Source organism: Polynucleobacter sp. MWH-Svant-W18, from assembly GCF_018687495.1.
Classification (GTDB): domain Bacteria; phylum Pseudomonadota; class Gammaproteobacteria; order Burkholderiales; family Burkholderiaceae; genus Polynucleobacter.
This window is the reverse complement of record NZ_CP061293.1, coordinates 388,627-405,368: the sequence shown is the minus strand read 5'-3', so window position 1 is coordinate 405,368 and position 16,742 is coordinate 388,627. Positions and strand designations below refer to the sequence as shown.

The window sequence follows — 16,742 nt, the reverse complement described above, 5'->3', positions numbered from 1 at the left end:
GGCGGTTACAATCTTGTTTTTGATAAAAACCGCAGAAAAATCACTCTGCACCCAGGAATAGCAAGATGAAAACAGCACAAGAACTCCGCGTTGGTAACGTAGTCATGATCGGCACTGATGCCATGGTCGTATTGAAAGCCGAATATAGCCGCTCAGGCCGCAACTCCTCAGTTGTGAAAATGAAATTTAAGAATTTGTTAACTGGCGCACCAAACGAAGGTGTTTACAAAGCCGATGACAAATTTGATGTAGTGATCCTCGATAAGAAAGAGTGCACCTACTCTTACTTCGCTGACCCAATGTATGTATTTATGGATACGGAATACAACCAGTACGAAGTTGAAGCAGAGTTCATGGGTGATGCATTGAACTACCTCGAAGAAAGCATGCCTTGCGAAGTGGTGTTCTACGAAGGTAAGGCACTTTCTGTTGCGATGCCTAACTCACTTGTTCGCGAAATCATCTATACCGAGCCAGCAGTTAAAGGCGATACCAGCTCAGGAAAGGTATTGAAGAACGCAAAATTGGCTACTGGCTATGAATTGCAAGTACCATTGTTCTGCAACACTGGTGACAAGATTGAGATCGATACTCGTACAGGTGAATATCGTAGTCGCGCTAACTAATTAGCAAACTACAGATGTTCAAAAGCCCGGCATGCCGGGCTTTTTTATTACTGAATTAAGCACCTCAACTAATTAGTTAGTTTCAGTAATCTTACGACCATTCAATGGAAATGTTGGACGGGCATTCATTGGATAGAGCTTCTTAAATTGCTCCAACTGTGCCTTAGACATTTCCATCGGCGTCTTTAAAATATAAAACGTCACGCCTTCACTGCATGGAGGAGTGGTCAAAGAACCGGCGTAGCTGTAATAAGCAAGTGACTTTGGTAAGAGGCCTGCGGGATCAATTTTGCCTTTAAGGGCCACCTTACCCTCTTTATCCGGCATTTGAGCAAACACCTCCTTGAATACAGGATTTTCAGCACCCTCTTTAAAGAAAACACCAATCACTGCCAGCTTACCATCAGCACTCTGATGAACTAAGTGAGCATTAAATGGATAAGATTTTCCATCGACCTTTTCTTCGCCTGGTGCATGAAAATGGGTTTGCAAAAACTTGTAATCCACACCGGAAAGATTTGCGCCACCTGCATCAGATAATGCCACTTGAATAGTGTGACCATTATTAATGATCTCACCAGCGGAAGCTTTGTAATTTGTTTTGATTGGTGCCGTTGCTTTAGTAGCAGACATCGTTGGGATATCAATCGGTGCTTGCTGTTGACCAACCTTACAAGTAGCAAATTCTTGACTAAGATTGCCCCAATTATCGGGACCTACTTTTCCTTCGTAACCCCATGATGTTCCACCGGCAGCAAAAACTACTGTTGATGATGCAAATAAGGCTAAGGCAATAAAACGTTTTTTCATATTGCTGTCTCCATAAATACAAGCACTGTTAGATTAGATGAAATTGCTTGAGTAAACCTTTGGCATGTTGATACTCAGGTTCATTATGAAGTGTATCCCATGACATTTCAGTGACTGTTGGCATGAGTCGATTTAAGCGATTTTTAGACTCTTCAAGCTTGGTTTTAGAGACTTTGAGGCCATTGAGCAACTGATCGGCTAAATCCGGACGATTACAAATCAGCACTGCATCACAACCTGCATCTAAGGCCATTTCAGCACCCTTCACTACAGAGCCCGCAACACTCGCCCCCTCCATAGAAAGATCATCACTAAAGATTACGCCTTCAAAGCCCAGCTCTTGTCGCAAGATGGAATGCAGCCAAATCTTTGAGAAGCCTGCGGGATTTTGATCGACCATGGGGTAAATCACATGCGCAGGCATGACAGCCGCCAAACTTAAATCCAACCATTCATAAGGCTTAGCATCATCATTCAGAATTTCATTTAAGGGACGCTCATCGACTGGAATGGCCACGTGAGAATCTGCCTCAGCCCAACCATGCCCTGGAAAGTGCTTGCCGCAGTTCGCCATACCACCCAAGCGCAAACCTTCATTCAAACTCTTTGCAAGGGCAAAGACAATTTGGGGATCACGACTAAATGAACGATCGCCAATCACCCCACTACGACCAAAATCGAGATCGAGTACTGGAGTAAAACTAAAGTCGACACCGCAAGCACGTAGCTCAGTAGCTAAAACGAAGCCACAGGCCGTTGCCGCTGCCATTGCTAGCGCTGCCGATTCCGCAGCGTGACTCGATTTAGTCTTTCTACCCCATAACTCGCCTAACTTACGCATGGCTGGCAGATGGGTAAAGCCATCCGTCTTAGCACGCTGCACTCGCCCACCTTCGTGATCAATCGAGATGAGAACGTCAGGACGCAATTTTTTAATATCAGCAGTAAGTTTAGTGAGCTGTTTGCGATTGGCAAAGTTTCTGCCAAATAAAATCACGCCACCAGTCAAAGGATGCAAGATGCGACGGCGATCTTCAGCGTTTAAAACCTGACCGACCACATCTAAGGTTACTGGGCCTGGATTCATGGTGGATTTACTCATCTCTTCCTCTATATATTTTTATTTCCTGCATTTACTTTTGCGTCACAATCACATGCGCGATTGCCATGTCTTGTTCATCACTTACGGTAACTTGGGCTTCCCAGTTTTTGTCTTCCATAAATTTGGCTAGCGCCCCTGAATAAGAGGTCACCGGCTTACCGCTAGGCTCATTTAAGGTTTGCAGGGACCGCCAAGTCATTGGCATATGCATTCCTAAACCAATCGCCTTAGAAAACGCCTCCTTGGCTGCAAAACGTGTCGCTAGAAAAGCAATGCCACGCTTGTGATTACGGGCAAGGCGATGCTGAAATACCAACATCTCATCAGGACCCAAAACTCTTTCTGCTAGACGACCATTGGTGCGATCATAAGCCGCTTGTAAGCGCTCAATCTGCAGAATGTCTGTACCAATGCCGATGATCATTTTTGAAGATTTCTACCTTGAACCATGAGAGCCTTCATATCAGTGATGGCTTTTTGCCAACCCTTGAATACTGCCTCGGCCACAATGGCATGACCAATATTGAGCTCTGATAATTCAGTGATCCCTGCAATTGGCATGACATTGCCTTCATGTAGTCCGTGACCTGCATTGACCCTCAAGCCGATGTGTTTAGCAAACTGAGCCGCCTTGCGAATGCGCTCTAACTCGTTCGTTTGTTCCTGGCCTGATAAATCCGCGTAGCGGCCAGTATGTAATTCCACTACAGTAGCACCGACATCTTTAGCCGCCTGAATTTGTTTTTCATCAGGGTCGATAAATAAAGACACTCGAATACCCGCATCTTGCAATTGCTTTGTGGCGGCCTTCACTGCCTCGAAGTAAGCCAAAACATCGAGGCCACCCTCAGTAGTCACCTCTTCGCGCTTCTCAGGCACCAAACATACATCGTGTGGCTTGACCTTGCAAGCAATGTTAATCATTTCAGGAGTAACAGCGCACTCCAGGTTCATACGTATTTTGATTAGAGGACGTATTGCGAATAAATCCGCATCTTGAATATGGCGACGATCTTCGCGTAAGTGCAGAGTAATTAAATCAGCTCCGGCCTTTTCTGCTAATTGGGCGGCTTTGATGGGGTCGGGATAGACCGTACCCCGTGCATTTCGCAGAGTGGCGACATGGTCAATATTGATACCAAGTTCTAGAGCGTGCTGGGCTGTCATGACTGTAGATTACTAGATTTTCTTCAAATCAATCAAAATTTGGCGGGTAGTTAATACTTGATCTTGTAGATGCAAACTCAGTAGAAAGCGCATGAGTTGCTTGCTCTCAGAAAGCGTCTGTGAATCTGAAAAATTCCCCGCTGCAATATCTAAAAGAGATTTGCCCACCAACACCGGCCAGTGCCCTGGATCATCGCCCTGCATTGGTCGTACTCCACGCTCTGGCTGATACACATAATGGGTATCAGCTTCAGGTGCAGCATTAGTTTCTACACAGCGGTCCAAAGCGGCGGCATATCCAGTCTCTTGTAACAGCGAGAGCTCGAATGGGCGCAAAATTTCCTCTAAGCCCTTGGATTCAAATTCAAGATTTGACAATGCATTAATAGTTTCCGCATACCGGTCATAGAGTTTTTCATAATCGTCCTCACGCGCTAAAAACTTCACGAGTAGTTCATTGAGATAGAAACCACACAACAATGCATCACCTACTAGAGCAGGCATACCGCCCACCCACTCAGATTTGGTTAGGGTACGCAGTTCTGATTTACCACTCCAAGAAACGAGTAGCGGTTGAAAGCGCTGCAATACCGGGCGAAGAACTGAGTGTGGGCGCTTGGCGCCTTTAGCAATGAGGGCCATCCGGCCATGAGACCGCGTAAAAACATCCAGGATTAAGCTGGTCTCTTTATAAGGGATGCTATGCAATACAAAAGCAGGTTCGTCAGCAACACGAATTGAGGCCATCAGAATTTATTCCAGACCCTGCGCCCGTAATTCAGCGCGATCATCAGCCCAGCCACGCTTCACCTTGACCCAGGTCTCTAAAAAGACTTTGCCATCAAAGAGCTTTTCCATATCGATGCGGGCATCGGTGGAGATCTTCTTCAAACGCTCGCCCTTTGCGCCAATTATCATAGCCTTATGGCTATCACGATCTACCAAAATGGTTGCCGCAATGCGGCGCATCTTGCCATCCATCTTAAATTGATCAATCACGACTGTGCTGGTATAGGGAAGTTCTTCACCAGTAAAGCGAAATACTTTCTCGCGCAAGATTTCAGCGGCTAAGAAACGTTCACTGCGATCAGTAATCGTATCGCCATCATAGACCGCAGGTGCCTCAGGTAAATAGCCTTCCAATACATCCAGGAGTCTTTCGATATCACCAGGACTCTTGGCGCTCATCGGTACGATTTCTGCGAACTCACACTTCTGATCTTCATGCCCACCCAACTCACACCAAGGTTTAGACATTTCTTTCATAAAGTTCAGCAGCGCTTGATCACGCTCGGATGGCGTCTGAAAACGGCTATTAAACAGATCAAGCTTATTCAGAACCAGAACGACTGGCAAATCATCTGGCAAAAGTTTCAATACCTTCTTGTCATCCTCACCAAAATATCCTGCTTCAACTACGAAGCAAGCCACATTGACATCTTGCAAAGCGGTAGTCACCGTTCGGTTCAACGCCTTGTTGAGGGTATTCATCAGACGTGTCTGAAAACCTGGGGTATCAATGAAGATAAATTGAGCTTCCTCACGATTCTGAATGCCCAAAATTCGATGGCGTGTGGTTTGGGCCTTACGAGAAGTAATGCTGATCTTTTGACCAACCAAAGCATTGAGCAAGGTGGATTTACCCATATTGGGACGCCCAACAATGGCGATGGTGCCGCATCTAAACACGATTAGCCCTTCAGCTTGAGGTTTAACTGCTCTTCAGTAGCTTCTTTTTTTGCTGCTTTTTTCTTCGCTGACCGAGTTTTCTTTGGTTTACGAGATTCCTGCGGCAGCGCTTTCAGTACCGCTACCAGCGCTGTTTTTGCGGCGGATTGTTCAGCTGCGCGACGAGACGCGCCCTCACCTTTTACAGAAACCCGCAAACTAGGAATCAGGCACTCCACCTCAAACTGCTGATTATGGGCAGCGCCAGTAGTGCCAGTTACGTTATAAGTTGGCAAAGGCAGCTGATAGCTTTGTAGACACTCTTGCAAAAGTGTTTTGTCATCCTTACCCAAGGTTTTGGGATCCACATGCACCAAGATTACGGAATATAGCTTGCGTAAGCATGCCTTAGCAGCATCAAAGCCACCGTCTAAAAAGATTGCGCCGGTTACTGCCTCGAGCGTATCGGCCAAGATGGAGGGGCGACGAAAACCGCCACTCTTCAATTCACCCTCACCCAAGCGCAGATAATCAGATAGCGATAAAGTTTGTGCAATCTCATATAAAGCTTGTTGCTTCACTAGATTAGCGCGCACGCGCGATAGATCACCCTCATCCAAATCGGAGTAACGCTCGTACAGTAAATCCGCAACGACGCAGTTAAGAATAGAGTCACCTAAGAACTCCAAGCGCTCATTGTTTCTCTTGCTATGACTACGGTGAGTCAAGGCCTGGTTTAAGAGCTCCGGCTTCTTGAAGCTGTAGCCCAAGCGTTCTTGCAAGGGCATGGTGTCAATGACGGCGCGTGCGTTCATAGTGGATTACTCAAAGCCACCGATACGACCTAAGTTGCCCAGGTTTAACCAGACAAAGAAAGCTTTGCCAACAATATTCTTATCTGGCACAAAGCCCCAGTAGCGAGAATCAGCACTGTTGTCGCGGTTATCACCCATTGCAAAGTAATGCCCCGGTGGAACTGTGCAAGTCAAACCTGCTTGTTGGTACTGACAGAACTCCACACCCGGAAAACGTTCAGTCGGAAATACGGCAGATGGGCGATCAGGATCATTCAAGATCTCATGGCGATTGCCACCCAAATCTGCTGGAAAGGTTTCTGTATAGCGCTTGGCGTAACGCATATTCTCTGGATCAAGATAGGTCTCACCACCGCTGTATTGCAATGCTTGGCCATTTACTGTTAGACGCTTATCTTGATAAGTAATAACATCACCTGGTAGAGCAACAACTCGTTTGATGTAATCAACTGACTCATCACGTGGATAACGGAATACCACCACATCACCCCGCTTAGGTGAACCCAAATCCACTATCTTTTGATTGATGACCGGCAGACGAATGCCATAGGTAAATTTATTTACCAAGATGAAGTCGCCAATCTGCAAGGTTGGGATCATCGACCCAGATGGAATCTTAAATGGCTCCACGATGAAAGAGCGCAGTACAAATACCGCGCAGATGACCGGAAAGAAACCTGCCGTGTACTCCAGCCACAATGGCATACGATCAATGCCGGCAAGTTTTCTTTGGGGGGCAAAGTACATCTTGTCAGCCACCCAAGCAATGCCTGAAACAATTACCAAGATCAAGAGAATGAGAGCGAAGTTCATTAATCTTCCACCTGCAAAATCGCCAGGAAGGCTTCTTGTGGAATCTCAACGTTACCAACTTGCTTCATGCGCTTCTTACCTTCTTTTTGTTTTTCTAATAACTTGCGCTTACGGGAAATATCACCGCCATAACATTTGGCCAAGACGTTTTTACGCAAGGCTTTGACGTTTTCACGAGCGACGATATTGCTGCCGATTGCTGCTTGTATCGCTACATCAAACATTTGACGCGGAATAATGCCGCGCATCTTAGAAACTACTTCGCGACCACGATGCTGGCTATTGCTTCTGTGCACAATTACTGAGAGCGCATCAACACGTTCACCGTTAATGAGGATATCGACCTTCACTACATCTGCAGGACGATATTCTTTAAATTCATAATCCATGGAGGCATAACCGCGAGAAATAGACTTCAAGCGATCAAAGAAATCCAACACAATTTCTGCCATCGGTAACTCATAAGTCAGTTGCACTTGGCGTCCGAGGTAATTCATACCCGTTTGAATCCCACGCTTGCCAACGCACAAGGTAATGACCGAACCGACATACTCTTGTGGCATGTAGAGGTTGACCGTTACGATCGGCTCCATAATGGTGTCAACCTTACTGGTCTCAGGCATCTTGGATGGGTTATCGACCATCAAGATCGTGCCATCCGACTGCTGTACTTGATACACCACGGTTGGCGCAGTCGTAATAAGATTCATGCCGTACTGACGCTCTAAACGCTCTTGCACAATCTCCATGTGGAGCAAACCTAGGAAGCCGCAACGGAAACCAAAACCCAAGGCTTGTGAGACCTCTGGTTCATACAAGAGTGATGCATCGTTCAGCTTGAGTTTTTCAAGAGACTCGCGCAGCTGATCGTATTCACTGGCCTCAACTGGATATAAGCCGGCAAAGACTTGGGGTTTTACCTCTTTGAAGCCGGGCAGCGGCTCAGCCGCAGGAACTCGACCTTGCTGCCCTGGAGAATGCGTAACGGTATCTCCAACCTTGGCAGCCTTTAATTCTTTGATGCCAGCAATCACAAAGCCCACTTGACCAGCAGATAGCTCTGGACGATCGACTGACTTTGGACTAAACACACCGACGTGCTCTACTAAATGGCTTGAGCCATTAGCCATTAAAGTAATTTTTTCTTTGGGTTTGAGTGTGCCGTTCACAACGCGTACCAACATCACCACACCCACGTAGTTATCAAACCAAGAGTCAATGATCAACGCTTGCAATGGATCGGCTGCGTTACCTTTTGGTGGAGGCACTCTGGCGATCATTTCCTCGATGACATCTGCAACACCTAAACCGGTTTTTGCTGAGCAAGTGACGGCTTCAGATGCATCAATACCAATGACGTCTTCAATTTCTTTTTTGGCGCGCTCAGGATCAGCTTGGGGTAAATCAATCTTATTCAGTACCGGCACAACTTCAACGCCCAACTCAAGCGCCATGTAACAGTTAGCAACTGTTTGCGCCTCAACGCCCTGACTAGCATCAACCACTAATAAGGCACCCTCACAAGCCGATAAAGATCGGCTGACCTCATATGAAAAGTCAACGTGCCCTGGGGTATCAATCAGGTTGATGTTATAAATCTTGCCGTCTTTGGCTTTGTAATTTAAAGCTGCCGTTTGCGCTTTGATAGTGATGCCGCGTTCGCGCTCAATATCCATTGAATCGAGGACCTGGGCTTCCATTTCTCGATCAGAAAGGCCGCCACACAGTTGAATAATGCGATCCGCAAGCGTCGATTTGCCGTGATCAATATGGGCGATGATAGAAAAATTGCGGATTAAATCCATAGCGTCTTAATAGCTCATTCAAAAAACGCCTTGTCAGAACGCACCACGATGATGCGCTGCAAAAAGCCGTCTTAAGGGAATTGTAATGGGTGGCGCCTAAAAGGCGCCGAACCCTATTTTTCAGCCTAAAAAGGGCTTATTTTGGTCTTACTGGGATGACCAGAGTGCTGTCAGAACGGCGGATAAAGACTGGAACGGCCTTATTGGCATCAAGGCCTTTAACCAGGGCTTCAAACTGCTTTACTCCGGTGATATCGGTGTCGGCAATGCGAATAATCACATCCCCAGGACGAACACCAGCTCGCGCCAGAGAGCCCTCCCCTAAACCGGTCACATCCACACCACCTTTGATATTGAGATCCTTCTTTTTGCTATCTGATACGTCGCTTACCGCAACACCGAAAGCATTCGCACTATTACTATTGGCATTAGGGACATCTGGCTTTTTGGTAGCTACCTGTGCAGAGTCAGTATCTGCCACAGTGACTGTCAAATCGCGTGTTGCACCCTTACGCCACACTTGAACAGTAGCAGTGCTTCCTGGCTTGGTTTCACCAACCACTCGCGGCAAATCCGTTGACTTTGCAATATCACGTCCATTAAAAGCAAGAATGACATCTCCCGCTTCAATGCCGCCATTTGCTGCCGGGCCATTCGGTTCAACATTGCGCACATAAGCACCATGCGGTTTTCCTAAACCTAAACTCTCTGCAACCTCTTTAGTCATCTCACCCAAGGCCACACCAATACGACCTCGAGTCATTTTGCCGTTCGTGCGCAGTTGATCGGCAACGCGCATCGCCTCATCAATTGGAATCGCAAATGAAATTCCCATATAGCCACCAGAGCGGCTAAAGATTTGAGAGTTAATACCAATTACTTGACCTGCAGTATTGAGCAAGGGGCCGCCAGAGTTGCCGGGATTGACTGCAACGTCAGTCTGAATAAAGGGCAGGTAATCACCAGTATCTCGACTCTTGGCTGACACAATACCCGCAGTCACTGTATTTTCAAGGCCAAATGGGGAGCCAATGGCCAAGACCCACTCGCCCACTCGCACCTTAGATGAATCACCTAAAGGCAACTTTGGTAAATCACGCGCTTCAATTTTTACCACTGCTACATCGGTACGCTTATCCATACCCAACAACCTTGCTTTGAACTCACGCTTGTCAGTTAGAGTGACATAAATGGTCGTTGCACCCTCAACAACGTGAGCATTAGTCAGAATCAAACCATTTGATTCGATAATGAAACCAGAGCCAACGCCACGATCGGCCTCTTGTGGTTTGCTAGGGTTTGGCTGTGTTGGTTTTGGCCCATTCGGAATTCCAGGAATAGGTACACCAAAGAAGCGACGGAAAAATTCTGCTTGATCCTCAGGCATTCCAGGAATGCCGCCTTGAGATTGCTGAACCATCACTTTTTCAGTGGTCCGAATATTGACTACAGCAGGACTTGCGCGCTCAACCAAGTCGGCAAAATCCGGAATCGTGACTCGAGGATTTTGAGCAATCGCTGGTGCAATAAATGATATTTGGCCAAGACTCAAAATAGCCAAGAGCGCAATAAAGTACTTTTTCATGATGCTATGACCTACTTGGTGAAAACCAAAAAATGGAGATAAAGAGGATATTAGGTCAGCTTACCAAAAATCAAGGTGCCGTTAGTACCACCAAAGCCAAAGTTGTTTTTGACGGCGTGATCGATCTTCACGTCCCTAGCAGTATTGGCGCAGTAGTCCAAGTCGCACTCAGGATCTTGATTGAAGATATTGATGGTGGGCGGGGATTTCTGGTGATGAAGCGCCAGAATCGTGAAAACAGACTCCAAACCGCCAGCGCCACCTAAAAGGTGACCCGTCATCGACTTGGTAGAGTTAATCAGTGCTTTTTTAGCATGATCGCCAAGAGCGGCTTTGATTGCCTCGGTTTCATTCTTGTCACCCAAGGGCGTAGAGGTACCGTGCGCATTGAGATACTGAATTTGATCCGGATTTAAGCCCGCATCGCGCATCGCATTGACCATACAACGGCGTGGGCCATCCATATTTGGCGCAGTCATGTGATACGCATCACCACTCATACCAAAGCCAAGCAATTCGCAATAGATTTTTGCGCCACGTGCTTTGGCATGCTCATACTCTTCCAGCACAACAACGCCAGCGCCTTCACCAAGAACAAAACCATCACGGTCTTTATCCCAAGGACGTGAAGCAGTCGCAGGATCGTCATTGCGAGTAGAGAGTGCTCTTGCCGAAGCAAAGCCGCCGATCCCTAATGCAGAGATGGTTGACTCAGCACCACCAGCAACCATCACATCCGCATCGCCATACTGAATTAAACGTGCCGCTAATCCGATACTGTGTAAACCAGTAGTACATGCAGTCACTGCAGCCACGTTTGGACCTTTAAGACCAAACAAAATACTGAGGTGACCAGAAATCATATTAATGATGGAGCCCGGTACAAAGAATGGAGAAATACGACGGGGACCGCGAGCCAATAACTCTGCCCCAGTTTCCTCAATCATCGGCAAGCCACCAATACCGGAGCCCACCATGACACCAACGCGTTCAGCGTTTTGCTCGGTGACCTCTAGACCGCTGTCCCGAATGGCCTGCGTGCCAGCCGCGATGCCGTAATGGATAAAGGTATCCATATGGCGTGCCTCTTTAGCAGAGACATATTCTTCTACGTTGAAATCCTTCACCTCTCCAGCGAAATGCACGCTCAGTGGAGTGTGGTCGAATTTAGTAATCGTAGCGATGCCAGATTTGCCCGCAAGCAAATTAGACCAAGCTACATCAACTGAATTGCCAACAGGTGAGATGAGGCCAAGGCCGGTAACTACTACCCGGCGTCGGCCATTTGATGCTGACACAGTAATACCTAGGCTAGGGAATTAACCCTGAGCTTTAGATTTAGCGAAGTCGATCGCGAGCTGAACTGTGGTGATTTTTTCGGCTTCCTCATCAGGAATCTCGATACCGAATTCATCTTCCAAAGCCATAACCAGCTCAACAGTGTCAAGAGAGTCAGCGCCTAGGTCGTTCACGAAAGAAGATTCATTCTTGATATCTCCTTCTGCGACGCCCAATTGCTCGGCGACGATTTTCTTAACGCGTTGTTCGATGTTGTCCATTAATTTCCCCAGGGGTTGTAAAAAACGATGAAAAGGATTTTATCAGCTTGGTGGACCGAATTCGCAAATTCGCCCAAAAATGACAAAATCCTTACTTTGCTATTAGGCTAGATACAAGCCGCCATTGACGTGTAGGGTATTACCCGTAATGTAAGCGGCGGCTGGAGAGGCCAAAAAAGCCACAGCCTGGGCCACATCCTCCGGACTGCCCAAACGGGCCAGCGGAATGTTCACTTTTAGTGCATTTTGCTGCTCTTCGCTCAAAGCGCGGGTCATATCTGTATCAATAAACCCTGGAGCCACGCAATTGACCGTAATATTCCGGCTACCAATTTCACGGGCTAAGGCACGAGTCATTCCAGAAACGCCTGCTTTTGCAGCCGCATAATTTGCCTGGCCAGCATTACCCATATGTCCAACGATGGAGGTGATATTGATGATGCGACCACCACGTGCTTTCATCATAGGGCGTAAGACCGCTTGAGACAAACGGAATACTGAACTCAAATTGGTATCGATCACATCGGTCCACTCATCTGCCTTCATACGCATCGCTAAGTTATCTCGAGTGATGCCAGCGTTATTCACCAAAATATGAATGCCACCATACTCTTTAACAATCTGCTCAATGATGTTTTCGCACGCATTTGGTTCAGTGACATTCAATACCAAGCCAGAGCCGCCTGAAGACTTTAAGCGCTCATCGATTGCTTTTGCACCGCTCTCTGAAGTTGCAGTACCAATCACTTTTGCGCCGCACTTAACTAATTCGTCTGCAATGGCTTGGCCGATGCCGCGTGATGCGCCAGTGACTAAGGCAATTTGTCCGCTTAAGTCGAGATTCATATTTGTCTTCCGCTATATCGAGATAATCTAGGATAGATATTATTTTAGAGTAGCCAAAGCTTCGTTCAAGCTGGCTTCATCAAATACAGGCACCCCTGTCATTTGATCGTTAATTCGCTTGGTTAAACCAGCCAAGACTTTACCTGGACCACATTCCACCGCTTGAATGATTCCTTGGTCTGCCATCGCTTGTATGGTTTCATGCCAGCGTACAGGCTTTGCTGCTTGACGCACTAAGGCATCTTTAATTGCAACAGGGTCATTCAAAATAGCCACATCCACGTTGTTAATCACAGAAATAGTTGGCACCTTAAATTCAATGTCTGCCAAATACGTTTTGAGCTTTTCTGATGCAGGCTGCAATAAAGAAGAGTGAAAAGGTGCAGAAACCGGTAGCGGCAATGCTCGCTTAGCGCCTGCAGCTTTGAGTAACTCACAGGCTTTATTCACTGCATCGCTTGCACCCGCGATTACCACTTGACCTGGGGCATTGAAATTTACTGCCTCAACCACGTCGCCAGAGGCAGTACTTGCCTCTGCACAAACTTGAATGACTGTTGCATCATCCAAACCCAAGATCGCTGCCATGCCGCCAGTACCAACTGGTACAGCATTTTGCATCGCATCAGCACGAAAACGCACCAATGGAACAGCATCTTTAAAAGAAATTACGCCTGCTGCAACTAAAGCGGAGTATTCACCCAAACTATGACCTGCCATGACTTTAGGAGTAGCGCCACCGGCAGCCAACCAGGCGCGATAGAAAGCGACACCAGCAGTCAACATCACTGGTTGAGTGTTGGTCGTTAAAGACAATGCTTCAGCAGGGCCTTCAGCAATTAACTTTGCAATATCTTCACCCAAAGCCTCAGAGGCCTCCTGCAAAGTTGCACGCACCTCAGCACGATCCGCAATGGAATTGAGCATGCCAACAGATTGTGAACCTTGGCCAGGAAATACGAATGCAAATGTCATAGTGTTAATTCAGTAAAAAATAAACTAGTACTTGAGTACAGCTGCGCCCCATGCAAAACCACCACCAACACCTTCCAATAACAGATGTTGACCACGTTGAATTTGACCAGAGCGTACACCCACATCTAATGCTAAAGGGATCGAGGCAGCAGAAGTGTTGCCGTGCTCATGCACCGTCACAATCACTTTGTCCATCGACATGCCCATCTTCTTAGCGGTACCTTCCATAATCCGAATATTCGCTTGATGTGGCACCAGCCAATCAATTTGCTCCGCCTTCAAATGGGCTTTCTCTAGGGCTTCGTGAGCAACTTGCTCCAATACTTTGACAGCTAATTTAAATACCGCCTGACCATCCATAGTCATAAATGGTGAGCCTTGTACTTGACCATTACTAGAGCGACCAGGAACACACAAAATGTCACGCTGACTGCCATCTGCATGCAATGCCGTAGATAAAATTCCAGGCTCATTGGAGGCTTCGAGTACCACTGCCCCAGCGCCGTCGCCAAACAAGACACAAGTACCACGATCCTGAAAATCCAAAATGCGAGAGAAGGTTTCAGCGCCAATCACTAATACTTTTTTGTAAGAGCCCGCACGAATAAAGGCATCTGCAATTGCAAGTGCATAGGTAAAACCAGCACAAACTGCTTGAACATCAAAAGCAGCGCATGCGGTATGAGCGCCTAACTTATCTTGCACAACACAGGCCGTACTCGGAAAACCGCCCAAATGGTCTGGTGTAGAAGTGGCCAAAATAATCAGATCTAAATCTTCAGAAGTGATGTCAGCACTCTCTAATGCAGCTTGCGCAGCTTTCACCGCAAGATCACTGGTTAATTCATGATCGGCAGCAAAGTGACGCGCAGCAATGCCGCTACGAGTTTTAATCCATTCATCACTGGTCTCTAATCCTGTTTTGGCAAGGCGCTCCACCAAGTCTTGGTTAGTCAGGCGCTGCTCGGGTAAATAGCTTCCTGTTCCTGCCACTCTCGCAAACATAGTCATTCTTTTGTCTCCACCACAAAGGCTTGAGCAATACGCTCAACCATGCGATTCTTAGCTGCCTCATAGGCGCGATCCAAAGCAAAACCAAAGGCAAAACGATCTGCAGAGCCATGACTCTTGATCACACAACCGCGCAACCCTAAAAGTACCGCACCGTTATAGCGACGATGATCAACGCGCTTACGAACCCTGAGCAATGGCACCATGGCACAAATCGCCATAAGCTTTGTCATCAGCGAGCGATTAAATTCTTCACGAATCATGCCGCTCATCATTTTGGCCAAGCCTTCGCTGGCTTTTAGCACTACATTGCCCACAAAACCATCGCACACAACGATGTCTGTTGTGCCCTTAAAAATATCATTACCTTCTACGTTGCCATAAAAGTTCAATTGGGTTTGGCGTAGCAACTCACTCGTTTGCTTGACTACCTCATTCCCCTTAATCACTTCTTCACCGATATTGAGTAAGCCGATAGAGGGATTTGCCTTGCCATCAACCACTTGCACCATCACATTGGCCATTTGGGCAAACTGAACCAAGTGCATTGGCTCGCAATCGGCATTAGCCCCAAGATCTAGCATGGTCGTGCCGCGCCCGAGCTCATTGGGAATCGCGGTTGCAATGGCAGGACGATCAACACCATCAAGTGTTTTCAGAATGTAACGAGAGATCGCCATCAGCGCGCCAGTATTGCCAGAAGAGATCACAGCATCTGCCTGGCCTTCTTTCACCTGCTCAATCGCAACGCGCATGGAAGAATCTTTTTTGCGACGCAAAGCGACCTCGATGGGATCATCCATCAAGACTACTTCGCTCGCGGGAATAATGTGAATGCGCTCCATCGGAACGCCGGGTAATTTATTTAAGGCTTGCTTGATTAAATCTGCATCGCCAACTAAAGCGACTTTTGCATCTAGGTGATTTTCTAGAAAATCGCAGGCGGCAGGAACCGTAACTACGACTCCATGATCTCCGCCCATGGCATCAATAGCTAGAGTAACGCTCATAAACTCATTGATTGCTGCAAGTGATTTATTAAGAAAAAAGCGGCTTTTTCTGGAGCCGCTTCTATCTATTTAGACTAAAAGAATTAGTCGTTTTTGGTTTTAACCACTTTACGACCACGATAGTAGCCGTTTGGTGAGATGTGGTGGCGCAGATGAGCCTCACCAGTTGTGGCTTCAACAGCCGTAGCAGGTGCGGTCAAAAAGTCGTGCGCACGGTGCATGCCACGTTTGGATGGTGATTTTTTATTTTGTTGAACGGCCATAATGAACTCCTAAGCAAGGCGACATTCTAACATGTAAATGCGTCTAAATGCTTGATTTTTCTGCATATGGCACTCAAAACAACAGGCAAACGCAGCCTCAGCTTATGAGTTTTTCTTCATATTTTTCAAGATGTTAAAGGGGTTTTCTCGCTCATCAGCCCCCTCATCTGCCTCATCAATCCCAAAAACTGAGGCATGTGGCTCACAAAACCCGTCTGGATGCTTTGGAATCAAGGGTAAAGACAGCAAAATCTCGTCCTCAATCGTTTCTAGGAGGTTGAAATGCTGGCTTGCCACCAGGGGCTCCTGCTCCTCATCCTCCATAGGGTAGTCATCCGCCTCCGCCTCAGTAGCCACAAAGATAAAGCGGCGCTTTTCAGCTAAATCGATGGCGCAGTCTTGCAGGCAACGCTGACAAATCAGGTGAATTCGGCCGTTTAGGTCCAAATCCAGAATTTGGTGGGGATCGCTAGCCGGAGAATCCTCAAAATAGGTCTGCATTTGCCAATCAAAGCCATCGCCGGCAATGACAGTGGAGGCCTCCTGCGCAAGTCTGGGCATTTCTGAAATCGCCAAAAATCCAGCCCCCTGATAAGACTGGGGCGCACAAAAATCAACCCTTTTCAAAGCACTAGGTTCCGAAGATAGCTGAACTTGAGGTAAAACTTGATTACGATTCATGGCATC

The 16,742-nt window shown here is 47.1% G+C and carries 19 protein-coding genes; 1 reads left to right on the top strand and 18 read right to left on the bottom strand.

What is annotated here, in order from left to right:
* Positions 1–65: 65 nt before the first annotated feature.
* Positions 66–626 (top strand): elongation factor P, encoded by a 561-nt coding sequence (gene efp, locus C2757_RS02210; protein ID WP_114637212.1) that lies wholly within the window; start codon positions 66–68, stop codon positions 624–626.
* A gap of 72 nt (positions 627–698) precedes the next feature.
* Here the strand turns inward: efp and C2757_RS02205 are convergent, their stop codons facing one another.
* The 18 genes from C2757_RS02205 to C2757_RS02120 all read right to left on the bottom strand — a co-directional run bounded on the left by C2757_RS02205 (position 699) and on the right by C2757_RS02120 (position 16,736).
* Positions 699–1,436, bottom strand: coding sequence for a carbonic anhydrase (locus C2757_RS02205; RefSeq protein ID WP_215375578.1), 738 nt, complete (start codon positions 1,434–1,436; stop codon positions 699–701).
* 28 nt (positions 1,437–1,464) lie between these two features.
* Positions 1,465–2,538: a beta-N-acetylhexosaminidase gene (nagZ, locus tag C2757_RS02200; RefSeq protein ID WP_215375575.1), complete on the bottom strand. Its 1,074-nt coding sequence runs from the start codon at positions 2,536–2,538 to the stop codon at positions 1,465–1,467.
* A 31-nt stretch (positions 2,539–2,569) separates the two neighbouring features.
* Positions 2,570–2,962, bottom strand: a complete 393-nt coding sequence (gene acpS / locus C2757_RS02195; RefSeq protein ID WP_215375572.1) for a holo-ACP synthase — start codon at positions 2,960–2,962, stop codon at positions 2,570–2,572.
* Entirely contained in the window at positions 2,959–3,705 is a 747-nt protein-coding gene (locus C2757_RS02190; protein ID WP_215375569.1) for a pyridoxine 5'-phosphate synthase, read from the bottom strand. The genes acpS and C2757_RS02190 overlap by 4 nt, the downstream gene beginning before the upstream one ends.
* A gap of 12 nt (positions 3,706–3,717) precedes the next feature.
* Positions 3,718–4,452: a DNA repair protein RecO gene (recO, locus tag C2757_RS02185; RefSeq protein WP_215375566.1), complete on the bottom strand. Its 735-nt coding sequence runs from the start codon at positions 4,450–4,452 to the stop codon at positions 3,718–3,720.
* A gap of 6 nt (positions 4,453–4,458) precedes the next feature.
* Complete coding sequence (gene era / locus C2757_RS02180) at positions 4,459–5,352, bottom strand: GTPase Era (protein WP_216863945.1); 894 nt, start codon at positions 5,350–5,352, stop codon at positions 4,459–4,461.
* Between the two features lie 44 nt (positions 5,353–5,396).
* Entirely contained in the window at positions 5,397–6,188 is a 792-nt protein-coding gene (gene rnc, locus C2757_RS02175; RefSeq protein ID WP_215375560.1) for a ribonuclease III, read from the bottom strand.
* 6 nt (positions 6,189–6,194) lie between these two features.
* A complete protein-coding gene (gene lepB / locus C2757_RS02170; RefSeq protein ID WP_215375557.1) occupies positions 6,195–7,001 on the bottom strand; it encodes a signal peptidase I in 807 nt (268 codons plus the stop codon).
* Positions 7,001–8,806, bottom strand: a complete 1,806-nt coding sequence (gene lepA, locus C2757_RS02165) for a translation elongation factor 4 (RefSeq protein ID WP_215375554.1) — start codon at positions 8,804–8,806, stop codon at positions 7,001–7,003. The genes lepB and lepA overlap by 1 nt, the downstream gene beginning before the upstream one ends.
* 136 nt (positions 8,807–8,942) lie before the next feature.
* The gene (locus C2757_RS02160; RefSeq protein ID WP_215375551.1) at positions 8,943–10,391 is read right to left on the bottom strand and encodes a DegQ family serine endoprotease; all 1,449 of its coding nucleotides are present in this window, start codon (positions 10,389–10,391) and stop codon (positions 8,943–8,945) included.
* Between the two features lie 50 nt (positions 10,392–10,441).
* Positions 10,442–11,689 (bottom strand): beta-ketoacyl-ACP synthase II, encoded by a 1,248-nt coding sequence (fabF, locus tag C2757_RS02155; protein ID WP_215375548.1) that lies wholly within the window; start codon positions 11,687–11,689, stop codon positions 10,442–10,444.
* A gap of 21 nt (positions 11,690–11,710) precedes the next feature.
* Positions 11,711–11,950: an acyl carrier protein gene (gene acpP, locus C2757_RS02150; protein WP_028819177.1), complete on the bottom strand. Its 240-nt coding sequence runs from the start codon at positions 11,948–11,950 to the stop codon at positions 11,711–11,713.
* Positions 11,951–12,052: 102 nt separating this feature from the next.
* Entirely contained in the window at positions 12,053–12,796 is a 744-nt protein-coding gene (fabG, locus tag C2757_RS02145) for a 3-oxoacyl-ACP reductase FabG (protein WP_215375545.1), read from the bottom strand.
* A gap of 39 nt (positions 12,797–12,835) precedes the next feature.
* A complete protein-coding gene (gene fabD / locus C2757_RS02140) occupies positions 12,836–13,771 on the bottom strand; it encodes an ACP S-malonyltransferase (RefSeq protein WP_215375542.1) in 936 nt (311 codons plus the stop codon).
* Between the two features lie 24 nt (positions 13,772–13,795).
* A complete protein-coding gene (locus C2757_RS02135; protein WP_215375539.1) occupies positions 13,796–14,782 on the bottom strand; it encodes a beta-ketoacyl-ACP synthase III in 987 nt (328 codons plus the stop codon).
* Complete coding sequence (plsX, locus tag C2757_RS02130; RefSeq protein ID WP_215375536.1) at positions 14,779–15,792, bottom strand: phosphate acyltransferase PlsX; 1,014 nt, start codon at positions 15,790–15,792, stop codon at positions 14,779–14,781. Before plsX ends, C2757_RS02135 begins: the two co-directional genes overlap by 4 nt.
* Positions 15,793–15,875: 83 nt before the next feature.
* On the bottom strand, positions 15,876–16,055 hold the full coding sequence (gene rpmF / locus C2757_RS02125; protein WP_011902241.1) for a 50S ribosomal protein L32: 180 nt from the start codon (positions 16,053–16,055) through the stop codon (positions 15,876–15,878).
* A gap of 102 nt (positions 16,056–16,157) precedes the next feature.
* Positions 16,158–16,736 (bottom strand): DUF177 domain-containing protein, encoded by a 579-nt coding sequence (locus C2757_RS02120; RefSeq protein WP_215375533.1) that lies wholly within the window; start codon positions 16,734–16,736, stop codon positions 16,158–16,160.
* Positions 16,737–16,742: the final 6 nt, after the last annotated feature.